This window comes from Rhizobium sp. GW821-FHT14E12 (genome assembly GCF_058803745.1).
Window position 1 is genome coordinate 313,046 of record NZ_JBXAPH010000002.1, and the last position, 22,625, is coordinate 335,670.

Annotated in this window: 20 protein-coding genes; 13 read left to right on the forward strand and 7 right to left on the reverse strand. The window is 61.7% G+C overall.

Annotated features, from left to right (window positions below; all coding sequences use genetic code 11):
- The first annotated feature begins 78 nt into the window (after positions 1-78).
- Genes AC1RO0_RS09675 through AC1RO0_RS09690 form a run of 4 tightly spaced genes read left to right on the forward strand, consistent with a single transcriptional unit; the run spans position 79 to position 5,086 of the window.
- Positions 79-1,620 carry a gamma-glutamyltransferase family protein gene (locus tag AC1RO0_RS09675; protein ID WP_498592678.1) on the forward strand — a complete coding sequence of 514 codons (1,542 nt, stop codon included), beginning with the start codon at positions 79-81 and terminating at the stop codon, positions 1,618-1,620.
- Positions 1,617-2,588, forward strand: a complete 972-nt coding sequence (locus AC1RO0_RS09680) for an ABC transporter ATP-binding protein (protein WP_498592679.1) — start codon at positions 1,617-1,619, stop codon at positions 2,586-2,588. Before AC1RO0_RS09675 ends, AC1RO0_RS09680 begins: the two co-directional genes overlap by 4 nt.
- Positions 2,585-3,580 (forward strand): ABC transporter ATP-binding protein, encoded by a 996-nt coding sequence (locus AC1RO0_RS09685; protein WP_498592680.1) that lies wholly within the window; start codon positions 2,585-2,587, stop codon positions 3,578-3,580. The genes AC1RO0_RS09680 and AC1RO0_RS09685 overlap by 4 nt, the downstream gene beginning before the upstream one ends.
- Before the next feature lie 6 nt (positions 3,581-3,586).
- Positions 3,587-5,086 carry an ABC transporter substrate-binding protein gene (locus AC1RO0_RS09690; RefSeq protein ID WP_498592681.1) on the forward strand — a complete coding sequence of 500 codons (1,500 nt, stop codon included), beginning with the start codon at positions 3,587-3,589 and terminating at the stop codon, positions 5,084-5,086.
- A gap of 66 nt (positions 5,087-5,152) precedes the next feature.
- Here the strand turns inward: AC1RO0_RS09690 and AC1RO0_RS09695 are convergent, their stop codons facing one another.
- From AC1RO0_RS09695 to AC1RO0_RS09715, 5 genes are read right to left on the reverse strand one after another with little or no spacing between them, the layout of a single operon-like run.
- Positions 5,153-5,878 (reverse strand): ribonuclease activity regulator RraA, encoded by a 726-nt coding sequence (locus tag AC1RO0_RS09695; RefSeq protein ID WP_498592682.1) that lies wholly within the window; start codon positions 5,876-5,878, stop codon positions 5,153-5,155.
- An 18-nt stretch (positions 5,879-5,896) separates the two neighbouring features.
- On the reverse strand, positions 5,897-7,633 hold the full coding sequence (gene araD / locus AC1RO0_RS09700) for an L-arabinonate dehydratase (protein WP_498592683.1): 1,737 nt from the start codon (positions 7,631-7,633) through the stop codon (positions 5,897-5,899).
- 55 nt (positions 7,634-7,688) lie between these two features.
- Positions 7,689-8,552: an ABC transporter permease gene (locus AC1RO0_RS09705; RefSeq protein WP_498592684.1), complete on the reverse strand. Its 864-nt coding sequence runs from the start codon at positions 8,550-8,552 to the stop codon at positions 7,689-7,691.
- A gap of 3 nt (positions 8,553-8,555) precedes the next feature.
- Positions 8,556-9,374, reverse strand: coding sequence for an ABC transporter ATP-binding protein (locus tag AC1RO0_RS09710; protein ID WP_498592685.1), 819 nt, complete (start codon positions 9,372-9,374; stop codon positions 8,556-8,558).
- Between the two features lie 54 nt (positions 9,375-9,428).
- Complete coding sequence (locus AC1RO0_RS09715; RefSeq protein WP_498592686.1) at positions 9,429-10,436, reverse strand: ABC transporter substrate-binding protein; 1,008 nt, start codon at positions 10,434-10,436, stop codon at positions 9,429-9,431.
- Between the two features lie 129 nt (positions 10,437-10,565).
- On the opposite strand from AC1RO0_RS09715, the gene AC1RO0_RS09720 reads away from it, so the two are divergent.
- From AC1RO0_RS09720 to nadC, 5 genes are all read left to right on the forward strand, one after another.
- Positions 10,566-11,258, forward strand: a complete 693-nt coding sequence (locus tag AC1RO0_RS09720; RefSeq protein ID WP_498592687.1) for a GntR family transcriptional regulator — start codon at positions 10,566-10,568, stop codon at positions 11,256-11,258.
- Between the two features lie 100 nt (positions 11,259-11,358).
- Positions 11,359-12,261: an NUDIX hydrolase gene (locus tag AC1RO0_RS09725; RefSeq protein ID WP_498592688.1), complete on the forward strand. Its 903-nt coding sequence runs from the start codon at positions 11,359-11,361 to the stop codon at positions 12,259-12,261.
- Positions 12,262-12,330: 69 nt separating this feature from the next.
- Positions 12,331-13,302 carry a quinolinate synthase NadA gene (nadA, locus tag AC1RO0_RS09730; RefSeq protein WP_498592689.1) on the forward strand — a complete coding sequence of 324 codons (972 nt, stop codon included), beginning with the start codon at positions 12,331-12,333 and terminating at the stop codon, positions 13,300-13,302.
- Positions 13,299-14,840 carry an L-aspartate oxidase gene (locus AC1RO0_RS09735; RefSeq protein ID WP_498592690.1) on the forward strand — a complete coding sequence of 514 codons (1,542 nt, stop codon included), beginning with the start codon at positions 13,299-13,301 and terminating at the stop codon, positions 14,838-14,840. Before nadA ends, AC1RO0_RS09735 begins: the two co-directional genes overlap by 4 nt.
- Before the next feature lies 1 nt (position 14,841).
- Positions 14,842-15,699 (forward strand): carboxylating nicotinate-nucleotide diphosphorylase, encoded by an 858-nt coding sequence (nadC, locus tag AC1RO0_RS09740; protein ID WP_498592691.1) that lies wholly within the window; start codon positions 14,842-14,844, stop codon positions 15,697-15,699.
- A 7-nt stretch (positions 15,700-15,706) separates the two neighbouring features.
- On the opposite strand, the gene AC1RO0_RS09745 is transcribed toward nadC, so the two are convergent.
- Together AC1RO0_RS09745 and AC1RO0_RS09750 are read right to left on the reverse strand one after the other, a co-directional pair.
- A complete protein-coding gene (locus AC1RO0_RS09745; RefSeq protein ID WP_498592692.1) occupies positions 15,707-16,483 on the reverse strand; it encodes an SDR family oxidoreductase in 777 nt (258 codons plus the stop codon).
- 111 nt (positions 16,484-16,594) lie between these two features.
- Positions 16,595-17,455 (reverse strand): MurR/RpiR family transcriptional regulator, encoded by an 861-nt coding sequence (locus tag AC1RO0_RS09750; protein WP_498592693.1) that lies wholly within the window; start codon positions 17,453-17,455, stop codon positions 16,595-16,597.
- 238 nt (positions 17,456-17,693) lie between these two features.
- Between AC1RO0_RS09750 and murA the strand changes: the two genes are divergently transcribed.
- The 4 genes from murA (at position 17,694) to AC1RO0_RS09770 (ending at position 22,621) form a co-directional block, all read left to right on the forward strand.
- Positions 17,694-18,950 (forward strand): UDP-N-acetylglucosamine 1-carboxyvinyltransferase, encoded by a 1,257-nt coding sequence (gene murA, locus AC1RO0_RS09755; protein WP_498592694.1) that lies wholly within the window; start codon positions 17,694-17,696, stop codon positions 18,948-18,950.
- Positions 18,947-19,837: a glucosamine kinase nucleotide-binding domain-containing protein gene (locus AC1RO0_RS09760; RefSeq protein WP_498592695.1), complete on the forward strand. Its 891-nt coding sequence runs from the start codon at positions 18,947-18,949 to the stop codon at positions 19,835-19,837. Before murA ends, AC1RO0_RS09760 begins: the two co-directional genes overlap by 4 nt.
- 272 nt (positions 19,838-20,109) lie before the next feature.
- Positions 20,110-21,033, forward strand: a complete 924-nt coding sequence (gene murQ, locus AC1RO0_RS09765; RefSeq protein WP_498592696.1) for an N-acetylmuramic acid 6-phosphate etherase — start codon at positions 20,110-20,112, stop codon at positions 21,031-21,033.
- Between the two features lie 94 nt (positions 21,034-21,127).
- A complete protein-coding gene (locus tag AC1RO0_RS09770; protein WP_498592697.1) occupies positions 21,128-22,621 on the forward strand; it encodes an ABC transporter substrate-binding protein in 1,494 nt (497 codons plus the stop codon).
- Positions 22,622-22,625 lie beyond the last annotated feature (4 nt).

Sequence of the window (22,625 nt, forward strand, 5' to 3'; positions counted from 1 at the left end):
CGGGAGAAAACTGGACATGGGCCAGGATACGGTCGAGCCCGGCCACGGCTTTTCACCCTTTCTATCTGGAGTGCGCGCATGAGCGAGACCTGGCAGATCGGCAAGCATGAAACGCGCAGCAAACACGGCATGGTCGCCTGCCAGAATTGGCGAGCGGCGGAAGCCGGAGCCGCCGTGCTTTCGGCGGGTGGCAATGCCATCGATGCGGCGGTGACGACGGCACTTGTCCTCAGTGTTGTCGAGCCGTGGTTGTCGGGTATCGGCGGCGGCGGCTTTATGGTGCGTGCCGATGCTGGTGGCGCGGTCGATGTTCTCGATTTCAACGTGATCTCGCCTGCCGCGTTCAATCCCGCCGACTATCCGCTGGTTCCGGGACGCGACGGTGACTGGTTCGATTGGCCCTCGGTCGAAGGTGATCGCAATCTGATCGGTTACAGCTCGATCTGCGTGCCGGGCGCCATTGCCGGTTTTGCCGAGGCGCTGGCCCGTTTCGGCACCATCTCCTGGGCCGATGCTCTTGCCCCAGCTATTGAGCAGGCGCATCTTGGCCTGCAGCTTGATTGGTATGCGGCGTTGGCGCTGGCGATCGACGGCGCCAATCTGGCACAATTTCCGGCGGCATCGGAACTGTTCCTGCACAATGGTCGCGCGCCGCGCGTGCCGGAGGCTGGACGCAAAGCCTTCCTGCCGATGAAGGCGAAGGCGAGAACGCTGGAAAGGCTGGCCGCTGCTGGCCCGCGTGATTTCTATGAGGGTGAGCTTGCCGACCAACTGATCAAGGGGCTTACCTACGGCGGCTCGGTGCTTTCGAAACAGGATTTCGACGGCTACGCGCCGCGTTGGCTGGCGCCACTGACGCAGGAGTTCAAGGGCCTTGTCGTCCATGCCGTACCGGAGCTCTCGGGTGGCCCGACCCTCTGCGCGGCATTGTCTGAACTTGAAACCAGCCTGCCGGAGAATGATCCTTTCGGCGGGGCTGCGGCCCTGGCCTTTGCCCGCGCTATCCGGCGTGCCAGCGAATATAGGCTGAAGCATCTCGGCCATGCCGCCGGCGAAAGCTGCACCAGCCATCTCAGTGTTGTCGACGCCGATGGCACCATGGTTTCGCTCACGAACACGCTGCTGTCGCGCTTCGGCTCGAAGGTCGTGGTGCCGGAGACGGGCTTCGCGCTCAACAACGGCATGATGTGGTTCGATCCGCGTCCGGGCCAACCCAACTCCATCGCGCCGGCCAGCAAGCCGCTTGCCAATATGTCTCCGATCGTCGCGACGCGCGACGGCGTGCCGGAGCTGGCGCTGGGTGCGGCTGGTGGCCGACAGATCGTTCCGGCCGTGACGCAGATTCTCACCTATGTCGCGGCTTACGGCCTATCGCTGGAGGATGCCTTCCTCAGTCCGCGCATCGACGCCAGCGGCACGACCATCCGCGTCAATCGGACAGCGGCATCCGATGTGGCGCCGATCGTCGCGTCCGAGTTCAGCGTCGAAGTCATCGATGACACGCTCTACCCGGTCAACTTCGCTGTTCCCTCGGCGATTCTCCGTCGTAACGGCATCAATTCGGGCATGGTTCACCCAAAGAACCCATGGGCTGCCGTTCGCGAGGCTGACCCCATATGACCGCTCCGGTCCTGATCGTCGAAGATCTGCATATCTCCATCGGCGGCAAACCCGTCGTCGATGGCGTCGGTTTTTCGGTTTCCGCCGGCGAGATCGTCACGCTGGTCGGCGAATCCGGTTGCGGCAAGTCGATGACAGCATTTTCGGTCATGGGTCTGTTGCCGCGCGTTGCGGCGAGAAACAAAGGGTCGATCCGGCTGAACGACAAGGAGCTCGCCGGCCTCGACAACGCCGCCATGAAGCGCCTGCGTGGCGACGAAATGGCGATGATCTTTCAGGAGCCGGTTGCCTCGCTCAATCCACTGATGCCGATCGGCAAGCAGATTGCCGAAAGCCTGATTGTCCATCGCGGGGTAAGGGGCAGGGAGGCACAGCGGCAGGCGATCGCCATGCTCGAAGAGGTCGGCATTCCCGAACCGGCCATGCGCTTCCATCAGTTTCCCTTCGAACTGTCGGGCGGCATGTGCCAGCGCGCGATGATCGCCATGGCGCTGATCACCCGGCCGCGCCTGCTTATCGCCGACGAGCCGACGACGGCGCTTGACGTGACGATCCAGGCACAAATTCTGGAGCTGATGAAACGATTGCGCGCCGAGACCGGCACGGCGATCCTCTTGATCACCCACGACATGGGCGTCGTTGCCGATATCGCCGACCGTGTGGCGGTGATGTATGCCGGCCGGATTGTCGAAGAGGCCTCCGTCGACGCGATCTTCGAAGAACAGAGGCATCCCTATACGCGGATGCTGCTATCGACCATTCCGAGGTTAGATGGCGAGGCGAAGGCACTGTTGCCGACCATCAGCGGCACGGTGCCGGATATCGGCGCCTGGCCGGAAGGCTGCCGGTTTTCGACGCGCTGTCCTCTGGCCGACGAGGACTGTCGGCAAACGCCGCCGCTTGTCGCCGCAGGCGCGGACCGCGGCGCCGCCTGCTGGCATCAGGACCTGACCGGGGGGCTCGCATGACCGGGCCGCTTCTTTCCGTACGCGACCTTCGTGTGCATTTCCCGATCCGTGGCGGCTTTCTCGGCCGTCCGGTCGGCTGGCTGAAGGCCGTCGATGGGGTCGATCTCGATATCGCACCGGGGGAAAGCCTGGCGCTGGTCGGTGAATCAGGCTGTGGCAAGTCCACTCTCGGCGCCACCATCCTTGGAATGCAGCGGGCGACATCGGGCAGGATCATCTTCGCGGGCGAAGATGTGACGAGCGATGCCTCGGTGCGCCGTGCCGATCTTTCGCGAGACATCCAGATCGTGTTCCAGGATCCGGTGTCTGCCCTCAATCCGAAACTGACCATCGGGGAAAGCATTGCCGAGCCGCTGATCATTCACGGTATCGGCACGCGGGAGGAGCGCCGGCAACGGGTCGGGGAGTTGCTGGAGCTCGTCGGGCTCAATCCCGGCCATGCCGACCGCAAGCCCAATGCCTTTTCCGGCGGCCAGCGCCAGCGTATCGTTATTGCCCGCGCCATCGCGCTACAGCCCAAGCTGCTTATCCTCGACGAGCCGGTTTCGGCGCTTGATGTATCAATCCGCTCGCAGATCCTGAACCTGCTGCTCGAATTGCAGCGGCGCCTGAACCTATCCTATCTCTTCATCTCGCATGATCTCTCCGTGGTGCGCCACTTCGCGGATCGGGTCGCGGTGATGTATCTTGGCCGGATCGCGGAGACCGGATCGACGGCGGAGGTTTTTGCGAACCCCGTTCATCCCTATACGGAAGCGCTGCTCAGCGCCGTGCCGCTGCCCGACCCCAAGGCACAGCGTCGCCGGCAGCGCATCATTCTGCAAGGGGATCTGCCGAGTCCTGCCAATCCACCCCCGGGTTGCCGCTTTTCGACCCGATGCCCCATCGCCGTGCCCATTTGCCGGACGGTATCGCCTGAACTCGAAGCGCTTCAGCCGGGCGGCCATTCCGCCGCATGCCATGTGAAAACGCCTGATTTCTTAAAGGAGTAGATGATGATGTTTCGAAAGCTTCTTGTTTTAACGGCGGTCTTCGGGCTCGCTCTTCTTCCGTCCACCATGATGGCCCAGGCTGCCGAAAAGCAGCAGATCGTCGTGGATCTCGTCAACGAGCCGTCGACGCTCGATCCGCAGCTGCAATGGAATCCGGACAGCTATTTCGTCTATCGCAATATTTTCGACAACCTCGTCACGCGCGACAATAGCGGTAAGATCGCTCCCGAAATTGCCACTTCCTGGAAGAGCCTGTCGGATACGAAAATCGTCTTCACCCTGCGCGCGGACGTCACCTTTCACGACGGCACGCCACTGACGGCCGAGGATGTCGCCTTCAGCGTCAATCGCATCATCGACCCGAAATTGGCGAGCCCTCAGCGCAGCCAGTTCGCCAAGATCGCAAAGGCTGAGGTCTCCGGCGAGCATGAGGTGACGCTGACGCTGCAGAGCCCCTATCCGCCGCTGCTTGCGCAGCTCACCAAGTTGTCCATCATCCCCGAACATGTGGTGCAGAAAGTCGGCGACCAGGCGTTCAATCTGGCACCCGTCGGCAGCGGCCCCTATAAGTTCGCCAAGTGGGATCGCGGCGTTGCCGTGACGCTTGTTCGCAACGACAGCTATTGGGGCAACAAAGGCCCATTCGAGCAGGCAGTCTTCCGCGCAGTGCCGGATGCCTCGACCAGGCTCGCGGACCTACAGGCCGGTGTGGCCGATTTCGCCCGCGCTCTGACGTCCGATCAGGCGGCGCAATTGGCGGGGTCGGAAACGGTCAAGGCCCTGCCGATCCTGACGGAGAGAATGTCCTTTATCCGGATCAATCCGAACAAGCCTCCCTTCGACAATTTAAAGCTCCGCCAGGCCCTCGCCTATGCCATAGACAAGGCCGGCATCACGCAAGGCATTCTCGGTGGGTTCGACAAGCCGGTCGTCCAGATGATGACCCCGGCGCATTTCGGCTGGAGCGATAAGATTACCGGACTGCCCTATGATCCGGACAAGGCAAAGGCTCTGATCGCCAGCGTCGGCAAGCCGCCGAAGTTCCAGCTGACCGTCGGCACCTTCTTCGACCAGCGTGTGGCCGAAGCCATATTGCAGGAATTGCAGGAAGTCGGCTTCGACGTCGAGATTTCGCAGGTCGACACGCCGACCTTCCTACAACTGGTTCAGAAAGGCCCGATCGAAGCTCCGACCTTGGCGATCAGCACCAATTCCTGCGCCTGCCAGGATGCCGATGGGGTTATGAACTATCTCTTCCACACGGGTAGCACCTGGGCAATCGTCGCCAAGCCAGAGATCGATGCACTGCTGGACGATGCGGGCTCATCGCTCGATCAGCAGAAGCGGTTGGCGGATTATGAAAAGATCAGCCAGTTGATCGTGGATGATGTGCTCGCCGTGCCGCTCTACCAGATGATTGCGATCTACGGTGCCGCAAAGCCGTTGAACTTCCAGCCTACGCCGAATGAAAGCTTCTTCCTGAATCGGATGAGCTGGGCCGGTTAAGTCTCTATTATTTTATGCAAAACCCCGCCGCCATAATCGCCGGCGGGGTTTCGATTTATCGCCAGATCAGCGACCCTTCTGCTTCCGCCACTCGGCGAACTTGGCCTTGGGGGCGTCACTGGTTGCCGGATAAAGGCCGATGATGGTCGCGCCGTTTAGCACTTCCTCGGTGACGAAATCCTCATAGGCGGTCATTTCGACGGTCTCATCGGCGATCTCGTCGGCAATGTGGGCGGGGATGACGATGACGCCTTCATTGTCGCCGACAAGCACGTCGCCGGGGAAAACCGCAACATCGCCGCAGCCGATCGGACCGTTTATTTCGATCGCCTGGTGCAGCGTCAGGTTCGTCGGCGCGGAGGGGCGGTGATGATAGGCGGGGATATCGAGGGCCGCAATCTCCGGGCTGTCGCGAAAACCGCCATCGGTAACGACGCCGGCGACACCACGCACCTGTAGCCGCGAGATCAGAATCGAGCCGGCCGAGGCGGCGCGAGCATCCTTGCGGCTATCCATGACGAGGATCGCGCCGGGCGGGCACCTCTCGACGGCGGCGCGCTGCGGATGCTCTGGATTGCGGAAGACCTCAAGCGTATTCAGGTCTTCACGCGCCGGAATGTAGCGCAGCGTAAAGGCTTGGCCGACCATGTTCGCCTTCTTCGTCGATAGCGGGTGCACATCCTGGATGAACTGGTTGCGCAAGCCCCGCTTGAAGAGCGCGGTGGCGATCGTCGGCGTAGCGACGCCCAACAGCTTGTTGCGCGTCTCGCTGCTCAGCACGTAATTGCTCATAAGATATATCCTTTGCGATCAATAAATATCGGGTTCGCCCGGCGTCGGGCCGAAACCGGGTTCCAGGAAATCGAAGTCGCAGCCGGTATCGGCCTGCGCAACATGGCGGTTGAACATCCAGCCGTAACCGCGTCCGAATTTTTCAGCCGGCTTCACCCAGGCGTCACGCCGCCGCTGCAACTCGTCCTCGTCCACCAGCATGTCGATGCGGCGAGCTTCGAGGTCGAGGCGAATGATGTCGCCGTTCTTCAACAGCGCCAAGGGGCCGCCGACGTGGGATTCCGGTGAGACATGCAGGATGCAGGCGCCGTAGCTGGTGCCGCTCATGCGGGCGTCGGAAAGGCGCAGCATGTCGCGGTGGCCCTGCTTCAGTAGCGCTTTCGGGATCGGCAGCATGCCCCATTCCGGCATGCCCGGTCCACCCTGCGGGCCAGCGCCGCGCAGCACCATGACGTGGTCTGGCGTGATGTCGAGATTTTCGTCGTCCACCGCCGCCTTCATCTCCGGATAGCTGTCGAACACCAGCGCCGGTCCCTGGTGTTTGTGGAAGCGCGGGTCGCAGGCAGCGGGCTTGATGACCGCGCCCGTCGGCGCGAGATTGCCCTTCACGACGGCGAGCGAGCCCTCATGATAGACCGGATTGTCGAGTGAGCGGATAACGTCGTCATTGTAGCATTTGGCGCCTTCGAGCGTTTCTCCGAGAGTGACGCCCGACACGGTGAGGGCGGAGAGGTCAAGTTTCGAGGACAGCTTCACCATCAAGGCCCTGAGGCCGCCGGCATAGTAGAAGTCCTCCATGAGGTAGGTCTTGCCGGTCGGCCGGATATTGGCGAGCACCGGCGTCGTGCGGCCGGCCTTGTCGAGATCGTCCAGCGTAAGGTCGACGCCGGCGCGGCGGGCCATCGCGATCAGGTGCACGACGGCATTGGTAGAACAGCCCGTTGCCATGGCGACCGCGACGGCATTATCGAAGGCGGCTGCGGTGACGATCTTCGATGGAACGAGATCCTCCCAGACCATATCTACGATGCGGCGGCCGACGGCAGATGACATGCGAATATGGTTGGCATCCGGCGCCGGGATGGAGCTTGCGCCGGGCAGGGTAAGGCCCAACGCCTCCGCGATTGCCGTCATCGTGCTCGCCGTGCCCATGGTCATGCAATGGCCGTAGGAGCGGGCAATGCCGGCCTCGACATCGACCCATTCTTTCTCCGTAATCGTGCCGGCGCGACGTTCGTCCCAGAATTTCCAGCCATCCGAGCCGGACCCCAGATATTCGCCGCGATAATTGCCGCGCAGCATCGGGCCGGCCGGCAGGTAGATCATCGGCAGGCCCATGGACAGCGCGCCCATGACGAGGCCCGGCGTGGTCTTGTCGCAGCCGCCCATCAGGACGGCGCCGTCGATCGGATGCGAGCGCAGCAGCTCCTCGGTTTCCATCGCCAGCATGTTACGATAGAGCATGGTGGTCGGCTTCACATAGCTTTCCGACAGCGACAGCGCCGGCAGTTCGAGCGGGAAGCCGCCGGCCTGAAAGACACCGCGCTTCACGTCTTCGACACGGTGTTTGAAGTGTGCGTGACAGGGGTTGGCGTCGGACCATGTGTTGAGGATGGCGATGACGGGCTTTCCGGCCCATTCTTCCGGCGCATAGCCCATCTGCATGGTGCGCGAGCGATGCCCGGAGCTTCTGAGGTCGTCGGGGGCGAACCATCTGGCGCTGCGCAGGTCTGCCGGTTTCTTTTTGCTGCTCATTGTATTCCAGCCTTGTATTCAACGGTTAGTCGAAGAGATAAATCCGCGCGTCGCCTTATTCCTTCATGCCCCACTTCAGTAGGGTACGGCGCTCGATCGTCTGGAAGACGAAGTTCTCCACAATAAGCCCAATAACGATAACCGTCAGCAGGCCGGCGAAGACTGCGGGTATGTCGAGAAGGTTGCGGTTTTCGAAGATGAACCATCCAAGGCCGCCTTGGCCGGAGGAGACGCCGAAGACGAGCTCGGCGGCGATCAGTGTGCGCCAGGAGAAGGCCCAGCCGATCTTCAAGCCGGTCAGGATCGAGGGGAAGGCGGCGGGGATGAGGATGCGGAAGACGTATGAAAGCCCGGTCAGCCCGTAATTCGCGCCGACCATGCGCAGGGTACGCGAGACACCGAGAAAGCCGGCATGGGTGTTGAGAGCAACCGCCCAGAGCACCGAATGTATCAGCACGAAGACCAGGCTCGCCGGCCCGAGGCCGAACCAGATAAGGGCAAGCGGCAGCAGCGAGATCGCCGGCAGCGGATTGAACATCGCCGTCATGGTCTCGAGAAAATCGGTGCCGATGCGGGTGTTGATCGCGACGACGGTCAGGATAGCCGCGAGCACGGTGCCGGTCACATAGCCGGTTATCAGCACTTTCAGCGTCGTCCAGATGCGCTCGGGCAGAACGCCGTCCGCGAAACGATCATAGAGCGCACTCAGCGTGTCGCTGAGTGTTGGGAACAGCAGCGGATTGTCGAGGTGCCGCGCATAGACTTCCCAGATGATCGCGAGAATTACGATCAGCAGTGATTTGCGGAGGAAGCTCGACTGCCAAAGGAGTTCGAGGGTACCGAGCTTCTGCTCGACGGCGGCGATATGGCCGGCGGCATCTGCCGGCTCGGCCGCGAGAATGATTTGTGGTGCGCTCATGGCCTATTCCCTATGTCCGGCTTCGGCAAACAGCATGTGATGGATGTCCTGCTCCAGCTTGGCGGCGGCGGCAGTGTCATTGCGGACGGATTCGACGTTGCGAACCTCGGCCTTCACGCGGCCGGGATGCGGCGACAGCAGCAGGATGCGGTTGGAGATCTTGATCGCCTCGGCGATCGAATGCGTGACGAAGATGACGGTGAAACGCGTGTCTTCCCAGAGCTGGAGAAGCTCGTCCTGCATCTGCCGGCGTGTCAGCGCGTCAAGTGCGGCAAAGGGTTCGTCCATCAGCAGGATATCGGGCTGCATGGCCATGCCACGGGCGATCGCCACGCGCTGCTTCATGCCGCCTGAAAGCATATGCGGATAGGTGTCTACGGCGCGGGTCAGCTTCACCTTGTCGATGTAGTCGCGAGCGATGGCTTCGGCCTCGGCGCGGGGCAGGCGGCGGGCGGTCGTCAGCGGAAACATGACGTTTTCGAGCACGGTCTTCCAGGGCAGGAGCTGATCGAACTCCTGAAATACCATCATCCGGTCGGCGCCCGGTTTCTTGACCAACTGCCCCTTGATCTCGATGCGGCCGCTCGTCGGCGTCATATAGCCGCCGATCGCCTTCAGCAGGGTCGATTTCCCGCAACCGGACGGTCCGAGTAGCACAAAGCGATCGGACGTCTCGACGGAAAAGCTGACGTCCTCGGTGGCGGTGATCAAAAGGTTCGGCGTCTTGTAGCGAAGCGTCACCTTATCGACGTTCAAGAGCGGTGTGGCAGCGGTAGCCGCCTCGATCGTTGTCGGATCGGCTGCGATTTTTGCCTGAAGCATGGAGGCTCCTTCAAGAATTGGATCAAGAGGCGGCATTCGCGCTGCCTTTCAGGATCAATTGCCGTTGAGATCGGCGGCTTCGGGCAGATAATAATCCGTCCAGGCCTTCGGCATCGTCTTCAGGGTTCCGACCTTGTGGAGATGGGCAGCGAACTTCATGGTTCCCTGCGGATCCATGCGGAACTCCATCATGTGCGGCTGGTTCAGGATCGCCAACAGATCGTCGACGCTGGTCTTGTCGCCGCTCACCGTCTTATAGGCTTCGACGGCGGTCTTCGGATCCTTCTTGATCACCTCGATGGCGTCGGCTGTGGCTTGCCGCACAGCCTTGACGACAGTCGGATTGGCTTCGGCGAATTGCGTGGTCGTGAAGAAAGTACCCTGGGTCAGCTCGCCCCCGATGATATCGCGTGAGTTGACGACTTCATGAACGCCCTGCTGCTTTAGCTCCAGATATTGGAAGGGCGGCGCCGAGAAATGGCTCTTCACTTCGTGGTTCTGGTTTGCAAGTGCGGCCATCGCATCGGGGTGACCAAGTTGCACCGTGTTGGTATCGAACTTGTGCACCTGATCGTCGCCGTACATCTGGGCGGCGGCCATCTGCAGCAGGATTGCCTGCGTCGAAACGCCGACCGTCGGCACGGCTATCCTGTCGCCCGGCTGGATGTCCTTCAGGGATTTGATGCGTGGATCACGCGAAACCATGATGACCGGTTGGGCGGAATTGGTGACGATGCCCTTAACCTTGCCTCTGGTGCGGTCCCAGAGCAGCAGCAGATTGCCGGTGCCGGTATTGACGATATCGACATTGCCGGCGAGCAGCGCATCGGTCTGCGCGCCGCCGCCGCTGAAGGTGCGCCAATCGACCTTGACGCCGGCCAGACCATCGGCCTCGGCCCGCTTCTCGATCAGCTTCTGCGTCTCCATGACGTGGCTGACGAGATAAAGGATGCCCGGCTGGCGCGTGATCGAAATATCCGTCTTTTCGGCGGCACCGGCGGACAATGTGCCGGCAAACACGAGACAGGTCGCGGTCAGGCCGCGAAGAAAAGCTCTCATCATTTCCTCCCAAAAATGATCCAGACGCATGAGACTGCGTTGGCATGGATGGACTAAAGCACTAATGTATCAGTGCATCAAGGCCTAAATTGTGTTTAATGGGCTGAGAGTTTCGATGGGGAAGGTGACCGCGTGAGAGTAAATCCGAAAGAATTCACCCTGGACCGTTCGCGCCAGGTCGCGCCGCAGATCCTGGAAATCCTGAGGTCACGCATTCTTTCGATGAGCCTACCGCCGACAACGGTGCTGTCGCGAATCTCGCTGCAGAGCGAATTCAATGTCAGCCAGACGCCAGTTCGCGACGCCTTGATACGGCTGGAAGAGGAGGGGCTTGTCGAGGTCTATCCGCAATATGCTACCGTCGTTTCACGGATCGATATCGGCAACGCCCGGGAGGCGCATTTCCTGAGATTGTCGATCGAGCTGGAGGCCATCCGGCGCCTGACAGCCGAAGAGCCGGCGGAGACGGCGGCCGCGCTGGCGCAGGTTCTGGCCCGGCAAGAACATGTCATGTCGCCCGAGACCTATGATTTCTTCGATTCGCTCGACAAGGATTTTCACCGCGTTCTCTTCGAGAGGGTCGGCATATTGGGGCTTTGGGCAACCGTTCGCCGCCAGAGCGTCCATCTCGACCGGCTGCGCCGGCTGAACCTGCCGATGCCCGGCAAGCTGCAACAGGTCATGGCCGACCATCGCGCCGTTGTCGACGCCGTCCAGTCAGGCGACGCGGAACAGGCGGTCGCGGCCCTGCGTAAACATCTCTCCGGCACGCTGTCGATCATCGATCTGATTTGCGAACAATATCCGGATTATGTCCGTCGATAGGGCCTCTTATGTTGATATCGTCCGCTGACAAGTGCCGAGCATTTGGCTTCGGCTGCTCTTCGTGCGACAAAGTATGCGTAAGACAAGATAAGGAGATTCCTTGACCATCGGGCTTGCGCACGCTGAATTGATTGCGGTTTTGACGGCTGTCACCGGCCACGAGCCGCGGGTGATGACAGTGCGCTCCGGCGAGGCTTTACCGTCCGGGCCATTCGAGCTCGGGCACCGGACGCTGCAAAGTGGGCTTCGAGAATGGGTGCAAGAGCAGACGGCGCATCCGGTCGGCTATCTCGAGCAGCTCTATACCTTTGCCGACCGTGACCGGAACAACGAAATCCTCGGCGGGCGAACAATCTCGATCAGCTATCTCGGCCTCGTGCGCGAACAGCCTGCTCCGGGTGCTGGTCCGTCGGGTTGGCACGGCTGGTACGAATATTTCCCATGGGAAGATCACCGCAGCGGCCGTCCGGCCGTCATCGATGACATCGCCGCCCGACTGGGGGACTGGATCGACAGCGATGGCGGCAAATGCGATCCGCGCGGCCGCCGCGTCGACTATGCCTTTGGGCTCAATGGTGCAGCCTGGAATGAAGACCTGGTGCTGCAGCGCTACGAGATTCTTTACGAGGCGGGCCTGGTTCAAGAAGCGGGCTGCGCGCCATCGGCTCGGTTCGGCCGCCCGATGTTCGCCGACCACAGGCGCATTCTCGCGACCGGCATGGCGCGATTGAGGGCAAAGATCAAATATCGTCCCGTCGTCTTCGAACTCATGCCCGAGAGTTTTACCCTCCTGCAATTGCAACGCACCGTCGAGGCGCTGGCGGGGCTGATGCTGCACAAGCAGAATTTCCGCCGCCTCATCGAGCAGCAGGACCTGGTCGAGGAAACCGGCGGCACCGAAAGCGAAACGGGCGGCCGCCCGGCCAAGCTCTTCCGCTTCCGCCATGCCATCCGCGAAGAACGTGAACTCGCCGGAACGAAATTGCCGCTCTCTCGCAATTGACATATGCTCATATCGAGAATATCTATTTGCGCATAATATGCTCAATCTGAGTATAATAAGGAGCCGGTCATGAATTCCCCCGTATCCGCATCCTCCCTCTATGAGCGCGTCAGCCGCGTCATTCCCAAAGCCGAATGGATGACGTTTCAGGACGATGTCGAGGCGATCCTCGAGCTGAAGCGCCGCCGCAACGCCGTCATCCTCGCCCATAACTACCAGACGCCGGAGATCTTCCACGGCGTTGCCGATATTGTCGGAGACAGTCTGGCGCTTGCGCGCAAGGCGATCAATGTGGATGCCGATATCATCGTGCTTGCCGGCGTGCATTTCATGGCCGAGACCGCCAAGCTACTCAATCCGGAAAAGACCGTGCTGATCCCGGACATGGCTGCCGGCTGTTCGCTGGCGGACTCGATCACACCGGAGGATATCGCCTTGCTGCGGCAGGCCCATCCCGGTGTTCCCATCGTCACGTATGTCAACACCTCCGCTGCGGTGAAGGCGGCCTCCGACATCTGCTGCACGTCGGGCAACGCCCGCCAAGTCGTGGAATCGCTCGGCGTTCCCAAGGTGCTGATGATCCCCGACGAATATCTGGCGCAAAACGTGGCGCGCGAGACCAATGTCGAGATCATCGCCTGGCATGGGCATTGCGAGGTGCACGAACTCTTCACCGCCGATGACATCCGCCAGCTGCGCGAAAACTATCCCGGTGTGATGGTGCTTGCCCATCCGGAATGCCCGCCTGATGTCGTCAAGGAAGCCGATTTCACCGGTTCCACCGCCGTCATGTCGGACTATGTCGGAAGCAAGCAGCCGCCGCGCGTGGTGCTCCTCACCGAATGTTCGATGAGTGACAATGTCGCCGTGCACCACCCGAATGTCGAGTTCATCCGGCCCTGCAATCTCTGCCCGCACATGAAGCGCATCACGCTCGGCAATATCCGCAAGGCGCTTGAGGAAAACCGGCACGAAGTCACGGTCGACCCGGCGATCGCCGTCGCCGCCCGCCGCTCGGTGGAAAGGATGTTGGCGATATGACCCAGATTCTTTACGATCTTTCTGGCCGCGTCGTCATCGTCGGTAGCGGTCTTGCCGGGCTGATGGCGGCGTTGACCTTGGCGCCGCAGCCTACCGTTATTGTCACCCGCGCGGCTCTCGGTGCGGAAACATCGAGCGCCTGGGCGCAGGGCGGCATTGCCGCCGCCATGGGAGAAGACGATAGCGCGGAGCTGCATCTCGCCGACACACTTGCCGCCGGCGACGGGCTTTGCGATCCGACCGTCGCCGCGAACATCATCGCGGAGGCGCCGGCGGCGATTGCTTCGCTCGAGCGGGCGGGCATCCGCTTTGACCGGAACATCGAGGGCAGCCTGTCGCTCGGCCTTGAGGCCGCGCATTCGCGCCGCCGTATCGTGCATGCCGAGGGCGATGGCTCGGGCGCTGCGATTGTCCGCGCGCTGGTTGAGGCTGTCGCCCGCACGCCATCGATCACCGTGCTTGAAGGACATGAAGCCCGCCGGTTGCTTCTGGACGGAGGTCAGATCAGCGGCCTGCTCTGCGCAACCCCGAAAGGGTTGGTGATCCTGCCGGCATCCAGGGTGCTTCTGGCCACGGGTGGTATCGGCGGCCTCTTCGATGCGACAACCAATCCGACGGGCAATTTCGGCCAGGGGATCGCGCTTGCCGCAAGAGCCGGAGCGCTTCTGGCCGATATGGAATTCGTGCAGTTCCATCCGACCGCGCTCGATTCCTGCCGCAGGCCGCTGGCGCTGGTCAGCGAAGCCGTGCGGGGCGAGGGGGCCTTGCTGGTCAATGAGAAAGGCGAGCGCTTCATGGCGCAGGTTGCCGGCGCGGAGCTGGCGCCGCGCGACGTTGTCGCCCGCGCCATCAGCGCGGAAATCGCTCGGGGCGGTCGCGTCTTCCTCGATGCCCGCGAAGCAATTGGCCACCGTTTCGCCGTCCGCTTTCCAGTGATCGATGCGCTCTGCCGGGAAGCAGGCATCGATCCGTCCTGTGAGCTCATTCCCGTGCGCCCAGCCGTCCATTATCACATGGGTGGTGTCGCAACGGATGAAAGCGGTCGCAGCTCCGTCCCTGGCCTTTGGGTGGCGGGAGAGGCCGCATCGACCGGCCTGCATGGCGCCAATCGGCTCGCCAGCAATTCGTTGCTGGAGGCTGCCGTCCTGGGCATGCGCGCAGCACAGGACATTGGCAGCGTGCTTACGCGCCCGACGGCGCCGCTGTCGGAGGATTCACGCTTGGCGGCTCCGGATGCTTCCCTCGTCCGTCCGATCGTGTCGCGGCATCTCGGCGTGCTTCGCAATGCCGGCGCCATCCATGGTGCGATTGCCGCGTTGCTGCCGCTTGCCGAAAGCGACAATGCGGCCGCCGATCCCGCCATTGTGGCACTGTTGATCGCCGTTTTTGCCAGCCTGCGCACAGAATCGCGCGGCGCCCATGCCCGCACGGATTTCCCCTTGAAGCAGCAACATGCGCAGCGCCGGATGATGCGCCTCACCGATGCCTTGGACATCGCCCGATCCGTCATTCCCTATTCTTTCGCCAGGAGCGCCTGATATGACCCTCGTCTCTCTTCCGCGCCTCATCGTCGAGCCGCTGGTCCGCAACGCTCTGTTGGAGGATCTGGGCCTCGCCGGAGATGTCACTTCCGCGGCCGTCATTCCCGAGGATCATCGATCCAAGGTCGCCATGGTGGCCCGCCAGCCGGGCGTGGTTGCCGGTCTCGATGCTTCCGAGCTAGCGTTTCAGCTCGTCGATCCCAGCATCGTCATGACCCGCCATCTTCACGACGGCGCCAAGGTCGAGGCTGGCGACGTGATCGCGATCATAGAAGGTCTGTCTCGCGGCCTGCTGACGGCCGAGCGGACGGCGCTGAATTTCCTTGGCCATCTCTCAGGCATTGCCACGGTGACGGCCGGCATCGTCGAGGCGATCGGCGGCACGAAGGCGTCGATCGTCTGCACCCGCAAGACGACGCCGGGGCTGCGGGCGCTGGAGAAATATGCGGTGCGGGCCGGCGGCGGCATGAATCACCGCTTTGCGCTCCATGATGCCGTGCTGATCAAGGACAATCATGTGGCGATCGCCGGCGGTGTCATTGAAGCGATCCGCCGGGCCAAGGCCGGCGTCGGCCATATGGTCAAGATCGAGGTCGAGGTGGATACGCTCGATCAGCTTCGCGAGGCCATGGAAGAGGGTGTCGACGCCGTGCTGCTCGACAATATGACGCCCGACCAGCTTCGTGCTGCTGTGGGCATGGTTGCCGGCCGGGCGATCACAGAAGCATCGGGCCGCATCACGCCATCAACTGCCGCCGCCTTCGCCGCATCCGGCGTCGATCTCATCTCCGTCGGCTGGCTGACGCATAGCGCCCCGACGCTCGATATCGGGCTGGATTGGAAAGCGGTTGCATAGACCTCCGTCAGACTACGGTCGGAACCTGCGCTCCATCCATGCTGATGACGACGCCGGTGACATAACTTGCCTTGGATGAACTCAGGAAGGCGACGACATTGGCGATATCATCAGGGCTCGCCATGCGGCCGATGGGAATACGCTTAAGCGCTTCCGCCAGCGCCTCTTCCTCGGTGGAGCCGGCAAGTTTTGCGGATGCCTTCAAACCTTCCGCAACCCGGTCCGTTTCGGTCAGGCCCGGATTGAGGCCGACGACACGCACGCCCTGGCTGGCATAGGCATTGGCGAGACCAACGCTTGCGAGCATCAGCGCCGCGTTGGCGGCTCCGCCGGCAAGATGGACCGGCGAAGCGATCTTGCCGCCATTGCCGATGATGTTGACGATGGTACCCGAACCACGCGCGGCCATGCGCTTTATGACCGGATCGAGCACGTTGATATAGGAAAAATACTTCGCATCCATCGCGGCGCGCCAGGCAGCTGGCGTGAGCTCCGAAGCAGGCGTTCGGGTGGCGGCGCCGGCGCTGTTGACGAGAATATCGATGGGGCCGATTTCGTTCTCGATCCTGTCGACGACGTCAAGGGCTTGCGTGTCGGAGGTCAGATCGGCGGCATAGCCATGGGCGCCGGGCAGGCCGGACAATGCCTTGTCGATATTGGCTTGTGCTCGCGAGCAGATACCGACCCGTGCGCCCTCGGACAGGAACAGGCGGGCGCAGGCATAGCCGATGCCCTTCGAGCCGCCGGTAACAAGGGCGACTTTATTGGCGAGACCGAGGTCCATTTGATTCTCTCCGCATGGATTGCAATGGGAGCCGGAAGCTATGTCCTGGTGACGGCGGAGTACAGGTCGTATCGCTTTCGTCACGACCTGTTTACCGGATTCCAGTTGCGGCTAAGACAGGCGCTTGGCCTTCAGCACTGAGACGGCCGCTTCGCTGTTGTGAACATAGTCATGGGCATCGGGCTGCCGTTGCATCAGCAGGATGAACAGCAGATCGGTCAGCATCAGCTGCGCATCGCGCGCCGTGATCGCCGAGGAGCGGACGCGGTCTTCATCGCCGACGGTATAGAGGCGGATATCGGCAACGCGGGTCAGGGGATTGTCCTGGAGGCCGGTGACGGCGATGACGGTCGCATCGCGCTGGCTGGCGAGTTCGGCAATTCGCAAGGTCTCGATGCTGGCGCCGGAATAGGAGAGGGCGAAGAGCAGATCGTCGGGGCCGAGCGTCGAGGCGTTGGCCATCTGCACATGGCTATCGCTGTCATGCAGGACGATGCGCCCAAGTTTCATCAGCTTGTAGGAAAAGTCACGCGCGACCAGCGACGATGCGCCGACGCCGGCGAGATGAATGCGCCGGGCCTCGTGCAGCGCCTTCAGTGCCCGGCCGATATCCAGCTCGTTGTTGACGGCGATGGTTTGCTGCATCGCCTGCAGCTTGCTGCCGAGCAATTTCTGCAGGATCGTCAGATAGCCGTCGTCCACTTCGATCGTGCCATGGATCATGCCGGCTGGCGCTTGCCATTCCTGTGCCTTGGCCTCGCTGACGGCAAGCTTCAGCTCCTGATAGCCGGCATAGCCAAGCTTCTGGCTGAATTTGACGACGCTCGACTGGCTGCGGCCGGTTTCGGCGGCAAGGGCGGCGGATGACAGGCGCAGCATCTGGTCGGGATTTTCGACGATGAACTGCCCGATCTGGCGGTCGGCCGGCGCCATGACTTCGAGCTTCGCGCTGATTTTCTTTAAGATAGACATCCGCCCCTTCAGGCCATGGAGGCCGGTTCATGCTTCGATACGGTCGAGCCACAAAGATAGCATTCGGCCGGAAACGGACAACCATGCTTTGGGCCGGCTGCCTGCTGATGTTATCATAAACATTGGAATAAAAAATTCCAAACAACATTGACATGATGGAATGACCGAATAGTCTTGAATGAGAGTCGGGCGCGCTATCGTCCGCTCCTTCGCCCCTTTCTTCGGCGGGTTTCATATCATGGACAGATTACGTATATCGGGTGGACGACGGCTGCAGGGTGCGGTGACGATCGCCGGCGCCAAGAACGCCGCCTTGCCGCAGATCGCGGCAGCGCTGCTGAGCTCGCATCCGCTGGAATTGACGAACCTGCCGGCCGTGACCGATGTCGAGAACATGCTCGGCGTCGTCTCGCTTCATGGGGCTATCGTGACCCGTTCGGCACACGGCACCACGATCGATGCGAGCGGCATCGTCTCGAAGGAAACCTCCTACGACACTGTGCGGCGGATGCGGGCGACGGTGCTGGTGCTCGCGCCGCTGCTGGCGCGCTTCGGTCATGCCCGCGTGTCGCTGCCCGGCGGCTGCGCCATCGGCGCGCGGCCAGTCGATATGCATATCAAGGCTCTAGCGACGCTCGGCGCCGATATCGCGATTGAGAACGGGCTGATCGTTGCATCGGCCCCGAAAGGACTGAAGGGCGCGCGGATCGTTCTGAGTTCTCCCTCGGTCGGCGCGACCGAGACCGCGATGATGGCGGCTTGTGCCGCCAAGGGCGAGACGGAGATATTGAATGCGGCGCGCGAGCCGGAGGTGGCCGATCTTGCTGTCTGTCTCAGCGCCATGGGGGCGAAGATCGAGGGTGCCGGCACGCACCGCATCCTGATCGACGGCGACACGAGCTGGCGTCCTGCGAAGCATCACGGCATACCCGATAGGATCGAGGCGGGCACCTATGCCGTGGCGGCCGCCATCACCGGCGGACAGCTCGAACTGATCCACGCCCGGCTCGAGAACCTGGCCTCCGTTGTGCAAATGCTGGAAGCTATGGGTGTCAGTATCTGGCCGAGCGACCGTGGCCTTGTTGTTTCAAGGGATGGTCCGCTCAAGGGCGCCGATATCACCACCGAACCCTATCCGGGCTTTCCGACGGATCTGCAGGCGCAGTTCATGGCGCTCGCCTGCTGCGCCGAGGGCGCGTCGCTGTTCCGTGAGACCGTCTTCGAAAACCGCTTCATGCATGTTCCCGAGCTGATTCGCCTTGGCGCGAACATCAAATTGCAAGGCACGACGGCGTTGGTGCGCGGTGGAACGCCTCTAAGGGGCGCACAGGTGATGGCGACCGATCTGCGCGCTTCGGTTTCCCTCGTGCTGGCGGCGCTGGTGTCGGAAGGCGAAACCATCGTCAACCGCGTCTACCATCTCGATCGTGGCTATGAGCAACTGGATCGCAAGCTCCGCCTTTGTGGCGCAGACATCGAGCGGCTGACGTCATGAGTGCCGAGACGGAACGTACGCGCTATTTCCTCGGCATCGACGGCGGCGGCACAGGCTGCCGTGCCCGTATTGAGGATGCGGACGGAAGTGTGCTGGGGCAGGGCCTGTCCGGCCCCGCAACCACGCGGCTCGGCATAGAGGAGGCCTGGGCATCGATCGCAAGGGCCTTTGGTGCGGCGATCGAGGAAGCAGGTCTGGGTCCCGACGAGATCGGGCGGATTCATGCGGGCGTCGGGCTTGCCGGGATCGGACGCAAGGGCGCGCTCGAGGTGCTGCGGACCATAAAGCATCCCTTTGCCAGTATCGATTTCGTTAGTGACGGCGAAGGCGCATGCCTCGGCGCTCATTCAGGACGTGATGGTGCGATCGTCATTGCCGGAACGGGATCGATTGGCCTCGGCTTCGTCGAGGGTCACCGTTTGCGGGTCGGCGGTTACGGTTTTCCAATCTCCGATGAGGGCAGTGGGGCGGAACTCGGGTTAAAGTCCGTGCAGCTTGCGCTGCGCGCCCATGACGGCCGTTACGAAAAGACGGCGCTGTTAGCCGAGATCATGCAGCGGTTTCAGCAGGATCCGATGGAAGCGGTCGCCTGGATGGACCGCGCTTCCGCCACGGACTACGCCGCCCTGGCGCCCATGGTCATGCGCCACGCCGATCAGGGAGATGCCGCCGGGCGGCGCATTGTCCAGAGTGCGGCCGAACACATCGACACGCTGATCCGAACGCTCTTCGACAAGGGCGCACCGCGCGTGTCCTTGCTTGGCGGTCTCTCCAGCCCGCTTGAGCCATGGCTGGCGCCGGATGTCCGCCGTCGCCTCAAGCCCATTGATGGTGATGCCGTCTCGGGCGCCATTATTCTCGCCAGGAAGGCAGCCTCCAGCCATTGAAAGAACGATGCATTTGGCGCGGATTCTTCCCGTCAAATTTGGAATATTTTATTCCTTTAGCAATTGACTGACGGAATAAATGGACATAATCTTAACGAAGGTAAACAGGGAATGGGCGGAGAACGAAGCCGAAGAGGCCGGCCGCCTGAGCTGATGTAGAGCGTTTTGTTGCGTTGAAAATTTAACCGCTGCCGCGGCTGGTTCGATCGCGATCGATCGAGCTTGCTATCCCTGATCCATTGATATCGACGCATAATTTCGAGAACAGGCCCATGACAGAACAGAGGTTGATATCCGAACTGGAGCAGTTGGTTTCCGAGGGTCGCAATCCGAATACGATGCACATCGATCTGCTGCCGACCTTCGATATCCTGCGCGAGATCAATTATGAGGATCAGACCGTTCCGACAGCGGTCGAAAAGGTCATTCCGGCGATCGCCGCCGCCGTGAACCAGATCGTCGCCGCCTTCCAGAAGGGTGGGCGGCTGATCTATATGGGTGCCGGCACCAGCGGCAGGCTTGGCGTTCTCGACGCATCCGAATGCCCGCCGACCTTCAGCGTGCCGCCTGACATGGTGATTGGCCTGATTGCCGGCGGCCCAGAGGCGTTGCAGAACTCGATCGAGGGCGCCGAAGACGATCCGGAGCAGGGCCGTCAGGCTTTGCAGGACATCAAGCTGACGGCTGTGGATGTCGTCGTCGGCATCGCCGTCAGCGGCCGCACGCCCTATGTTATCGGCGGACTGAACTATGCGAAGAGCATCGGCGCCGTGACCGTCGCTCTCTCCTGCAATCCCAACTCCGTCATTGCCGGCATTGCCGATCTGGCGATTTCTCCCGTCGTCGGCCCGGAAATCCTGACGGGATCGACGCGGCTGAAGTCCGGTACGGCGCAGAAACTCATTCTCAACATGCTGACGACGGCGAGCATGATCCGCATCGGCAAGAGCTATCAGAACCTGATGGTCGACGTGCATGCGAGCAACAAGAAGCTGGTCGCCCGCGCCACCAGGATCGTCATGCAGGCGACGGGCTGCACGCAGGGGGATGCGCGCCACGTGCTCGACCAGACAGGCAATGACGTCAAACTCGCCATTCTCATGGAAATTACCGGAATGGGCATTGAAGAAGCCCGCGCGGCGTTGCAAAACGCTGGTGGCTTCCTGCGCAAGGCAATCAGCGCGAAGACCGCGTGAAGTAATATCGCGATCATAAAGAAATGGCCAAAATCGGCTGGGGTAACAAGCTCAGGGGGCAAAAAGAATGAAAAGGTATTTTCCAGGTAGACTGATGTCATGTGTCGCGTTGGCGGCCGGTCTCGGCATCGCGGCGATCTCTGCGCAGGCGCATGCGGCGACGCTGCGCATGGCATGGTCGCAGGATGCGACAGGGCTCGATCCGCACAAGCAGACCGCCTTCTCCTCGATCCGCCTGCTGGAGCTGATTTATGAGCCGCTCGTCCGGCTCGATGGCAATCTGCAGATCGTACCGGCCATTGCCGATAGCTGGCAGTTTTCGTCCGACGGCAAGGAGCTGACCTTCAAGCTCAACGCGAATGCCAAGTTCCAGAACGGCGCTGCGGTCACCTCGGCCGATGTGAAGGCATCGTTCCAGCGCATTCTCGATCAGGCGACCGCCGCCGTTGCCCGCGCCAATTTCCTGTCGATCGCCAGCATCGATACACCCGATGCCACCACCGTCGTCTTCCATCTATCGCAGCCGGACGTTCCGCTCCTGACGGCGATGACCAGCCTCAACGCCTCTATCGTTCCGGCCAGCGAGATTACCGCAGGCTCCATCGGCACGAAGGCGATCGGTTCCGGTCCCTTCAAGCTCGACAGCTGGGTGCCGAATTCCAAGGAAGTCCTGAGCGCCAACAAGGCCTGGGCCGGCGGCGCGGTCGGTGTTGATGGTATCAATATTAGCGTCCTTCCGGACGAGACGGCGATCCTGGCGTCGCTGCGTACCGGTCAGATCGATTTCGCGCTGCTGAACGACCCGCTGGTGGCAACGCTCGTTCCCAAGGAACCGAAACTGCAACTGACGCGGACACCCGGGCTTTCCTACAATGTCCTGCAACTCAATCCCTCGCATAAGCCGATGGATCAGCTCGCCGTGCGTCAGGCGATCTCCTGCGCCATCGGCCGGCAGGATGTGATGGATACGGCGGCGCTCGGCGAGGGCAAGGTGACGGGACCGTTGACCATGCCGCTCTACGCGACCGATCCGAACCAGCTCTTCTGCTACAAGCGCAATGTTGAAAAAGCCAAGAAGCTGATGACTGATGCCGGTTTTGCCGATGGCTTTTCGGCAACCGTGATCGCGGCGACCGGCGAGCCGCCGACTGCCACCGCCGAAGCCCAGGTCATCCAGTCGCAGCTCGCCGAGATCGGCATCAAGCTCGATATCAAGGTGATGGAGCTCAACGTCTATGTTGACGCCTGGCTGAAGGGCAATTTCGACATGGCCGTCGCGCTCAATGGCGGCAGTGCCGATCCCTATACGATGTATAACCGCTACTGGACGAAAACCGGCAACCTGCAGAAAGTGGCGAACTATATTGACGATACGCTCGATAGTCTGATGCAGAAGGGCCGCGTCGAGACCGATCCGGTCAAGCGCAAGGCGATCTTTGCCGATTTCGAAAAGCACATCGCCGAGGTGTCGCCCTGGATCTGGCTCTATACCGCCTATGGCTACACGGCCGAACAGAAGAACGTTCAGGGCTTTGTGCCGACGCCGACGGGCTCGCTCTTCGGTCTCAGCAAAGTCTCCATCCAGTGATGGA

Coding starts and splice junctions, on each gene's coding strand:
- AC1RO0_RS09750 (WP_498592693.1), bottom strand. CDS start 17,455: ATGTCTATCTTAAAGAAAATCAGCGCGAAGCTCGAAGTCATGGCGCCG.
- AC1RO0_RS09710 (WP_498592685.1), bottom strand. CDS start 9,374: ATGCTTCAGGCAAAAATCGCAGCCGATCCGACAACGATCGAGGCGGCT.
- AC1RO0_RS09715 (WP_498592686.1), bottom strand. CDS start 10,436: ATGATGAGAGCTTTTCTTCGCGGCCTGACCGCGACCTGTCTCGTGTTT.
- AC1RO0_RS09770 (WP_498592697.1), top strand. CDS start 21,128: ATGTCATGTGTCGCGTTGGCGGCCGGTCTCGGCATCGCGGCGATCTCT.
- murA (WP_498592694.1), top strand. CDS start 17,694: ATGGACAGATTACGTATATCGGGTGGACGACGGCTGCAGGGTGCGGTG.
- AC1RO0_RS09760 (WP_498592695.1), top strand. CDS start 18,947: ATGAGTGCCGAGACGGAACGTACGCGCTATTTCCTCGGCATCGACGGC.
- AC1RO0_RS09735 (WP_498592690.1), top strand. CDS start 13,299: ATGACCCAGATTCTTTACGATCTTTCTGGCCGCGTCGTCATCGTCGGT.
- AC1RO0_RS09705 (WP_498592684.1), bottom strand. CDS start 8,552: ATGAGCGCACCACAAATCATTCTCGCGGCCGAGCCGGCAGATGCCGCC.
- AC1RO0_RS09690 (WP_498592681.1), top strand. CDS start 3,587: ATGTTTCGAAAGCTTCTTGTTTTAACGGCGGTCTTCGGGCTCGCTCTT.
- araD (WP_498592683.1), bottom strand. CDS start 7,633: ATGAGCAGCAAAAAGAAACCGGCAGACCTGCGCAGCGCCAGATGGTTC.
- murQ (WP_498592696.1), top strand. CDS start 20,110: ATGACAGAACAGAGGTTGATATCCGAACTGGAGCAGTTGGTTTCCGAG.
- nadA (WP_498592689.1), top strand. CDS start 12,331: ATGAATTCCCCCGTATCCGCATCCTCCCTCTATGAGCGCGTCAGCCGC.
- nadC (WP_498592691.1), top strand. CDS start 14,842: ATGACCCTCGTCTCTCTTCCGCGCCTCATCGTCGAGCCGCTGGTCCGC.
- AC1RO0_RS09680 (WP_498592679.1), top strand. CDS start 1,617: ATGACCGCTCCGGTCCTGATCGTCGAAGATCTGCATATCTCCATCGGC.
- AC1RO0_RS09675 (WP_498592678.1), top strand. CDS start 79: ATGAGCGAGACCTGGCAGATCGGCAAGCATGAAACGCGCAGCAAACAC.
- AC1RO0_RS09685 (WP_498592680.1), top strand. CDS start 2,585: ATGACCGGGCCGCTTCTTTCCGTACGCGACCTTCGTGTGCATTTCCCG.
- AC1RO0_RS09745 (WP_498592692.1), bottom strand. CDS start 16,483: ATGGACCTCGGTCTCGCCAATAAAGTCGCCCTTGTTACCGGCGGCTCG.
- AC1RO0_RS09695 (WP_498592682.1), bottom strand. CDS start 5,878: ATGAGCAATTACGTGCTGAGCAGCGAGACGCGCAACAAGCTGTTGGGC.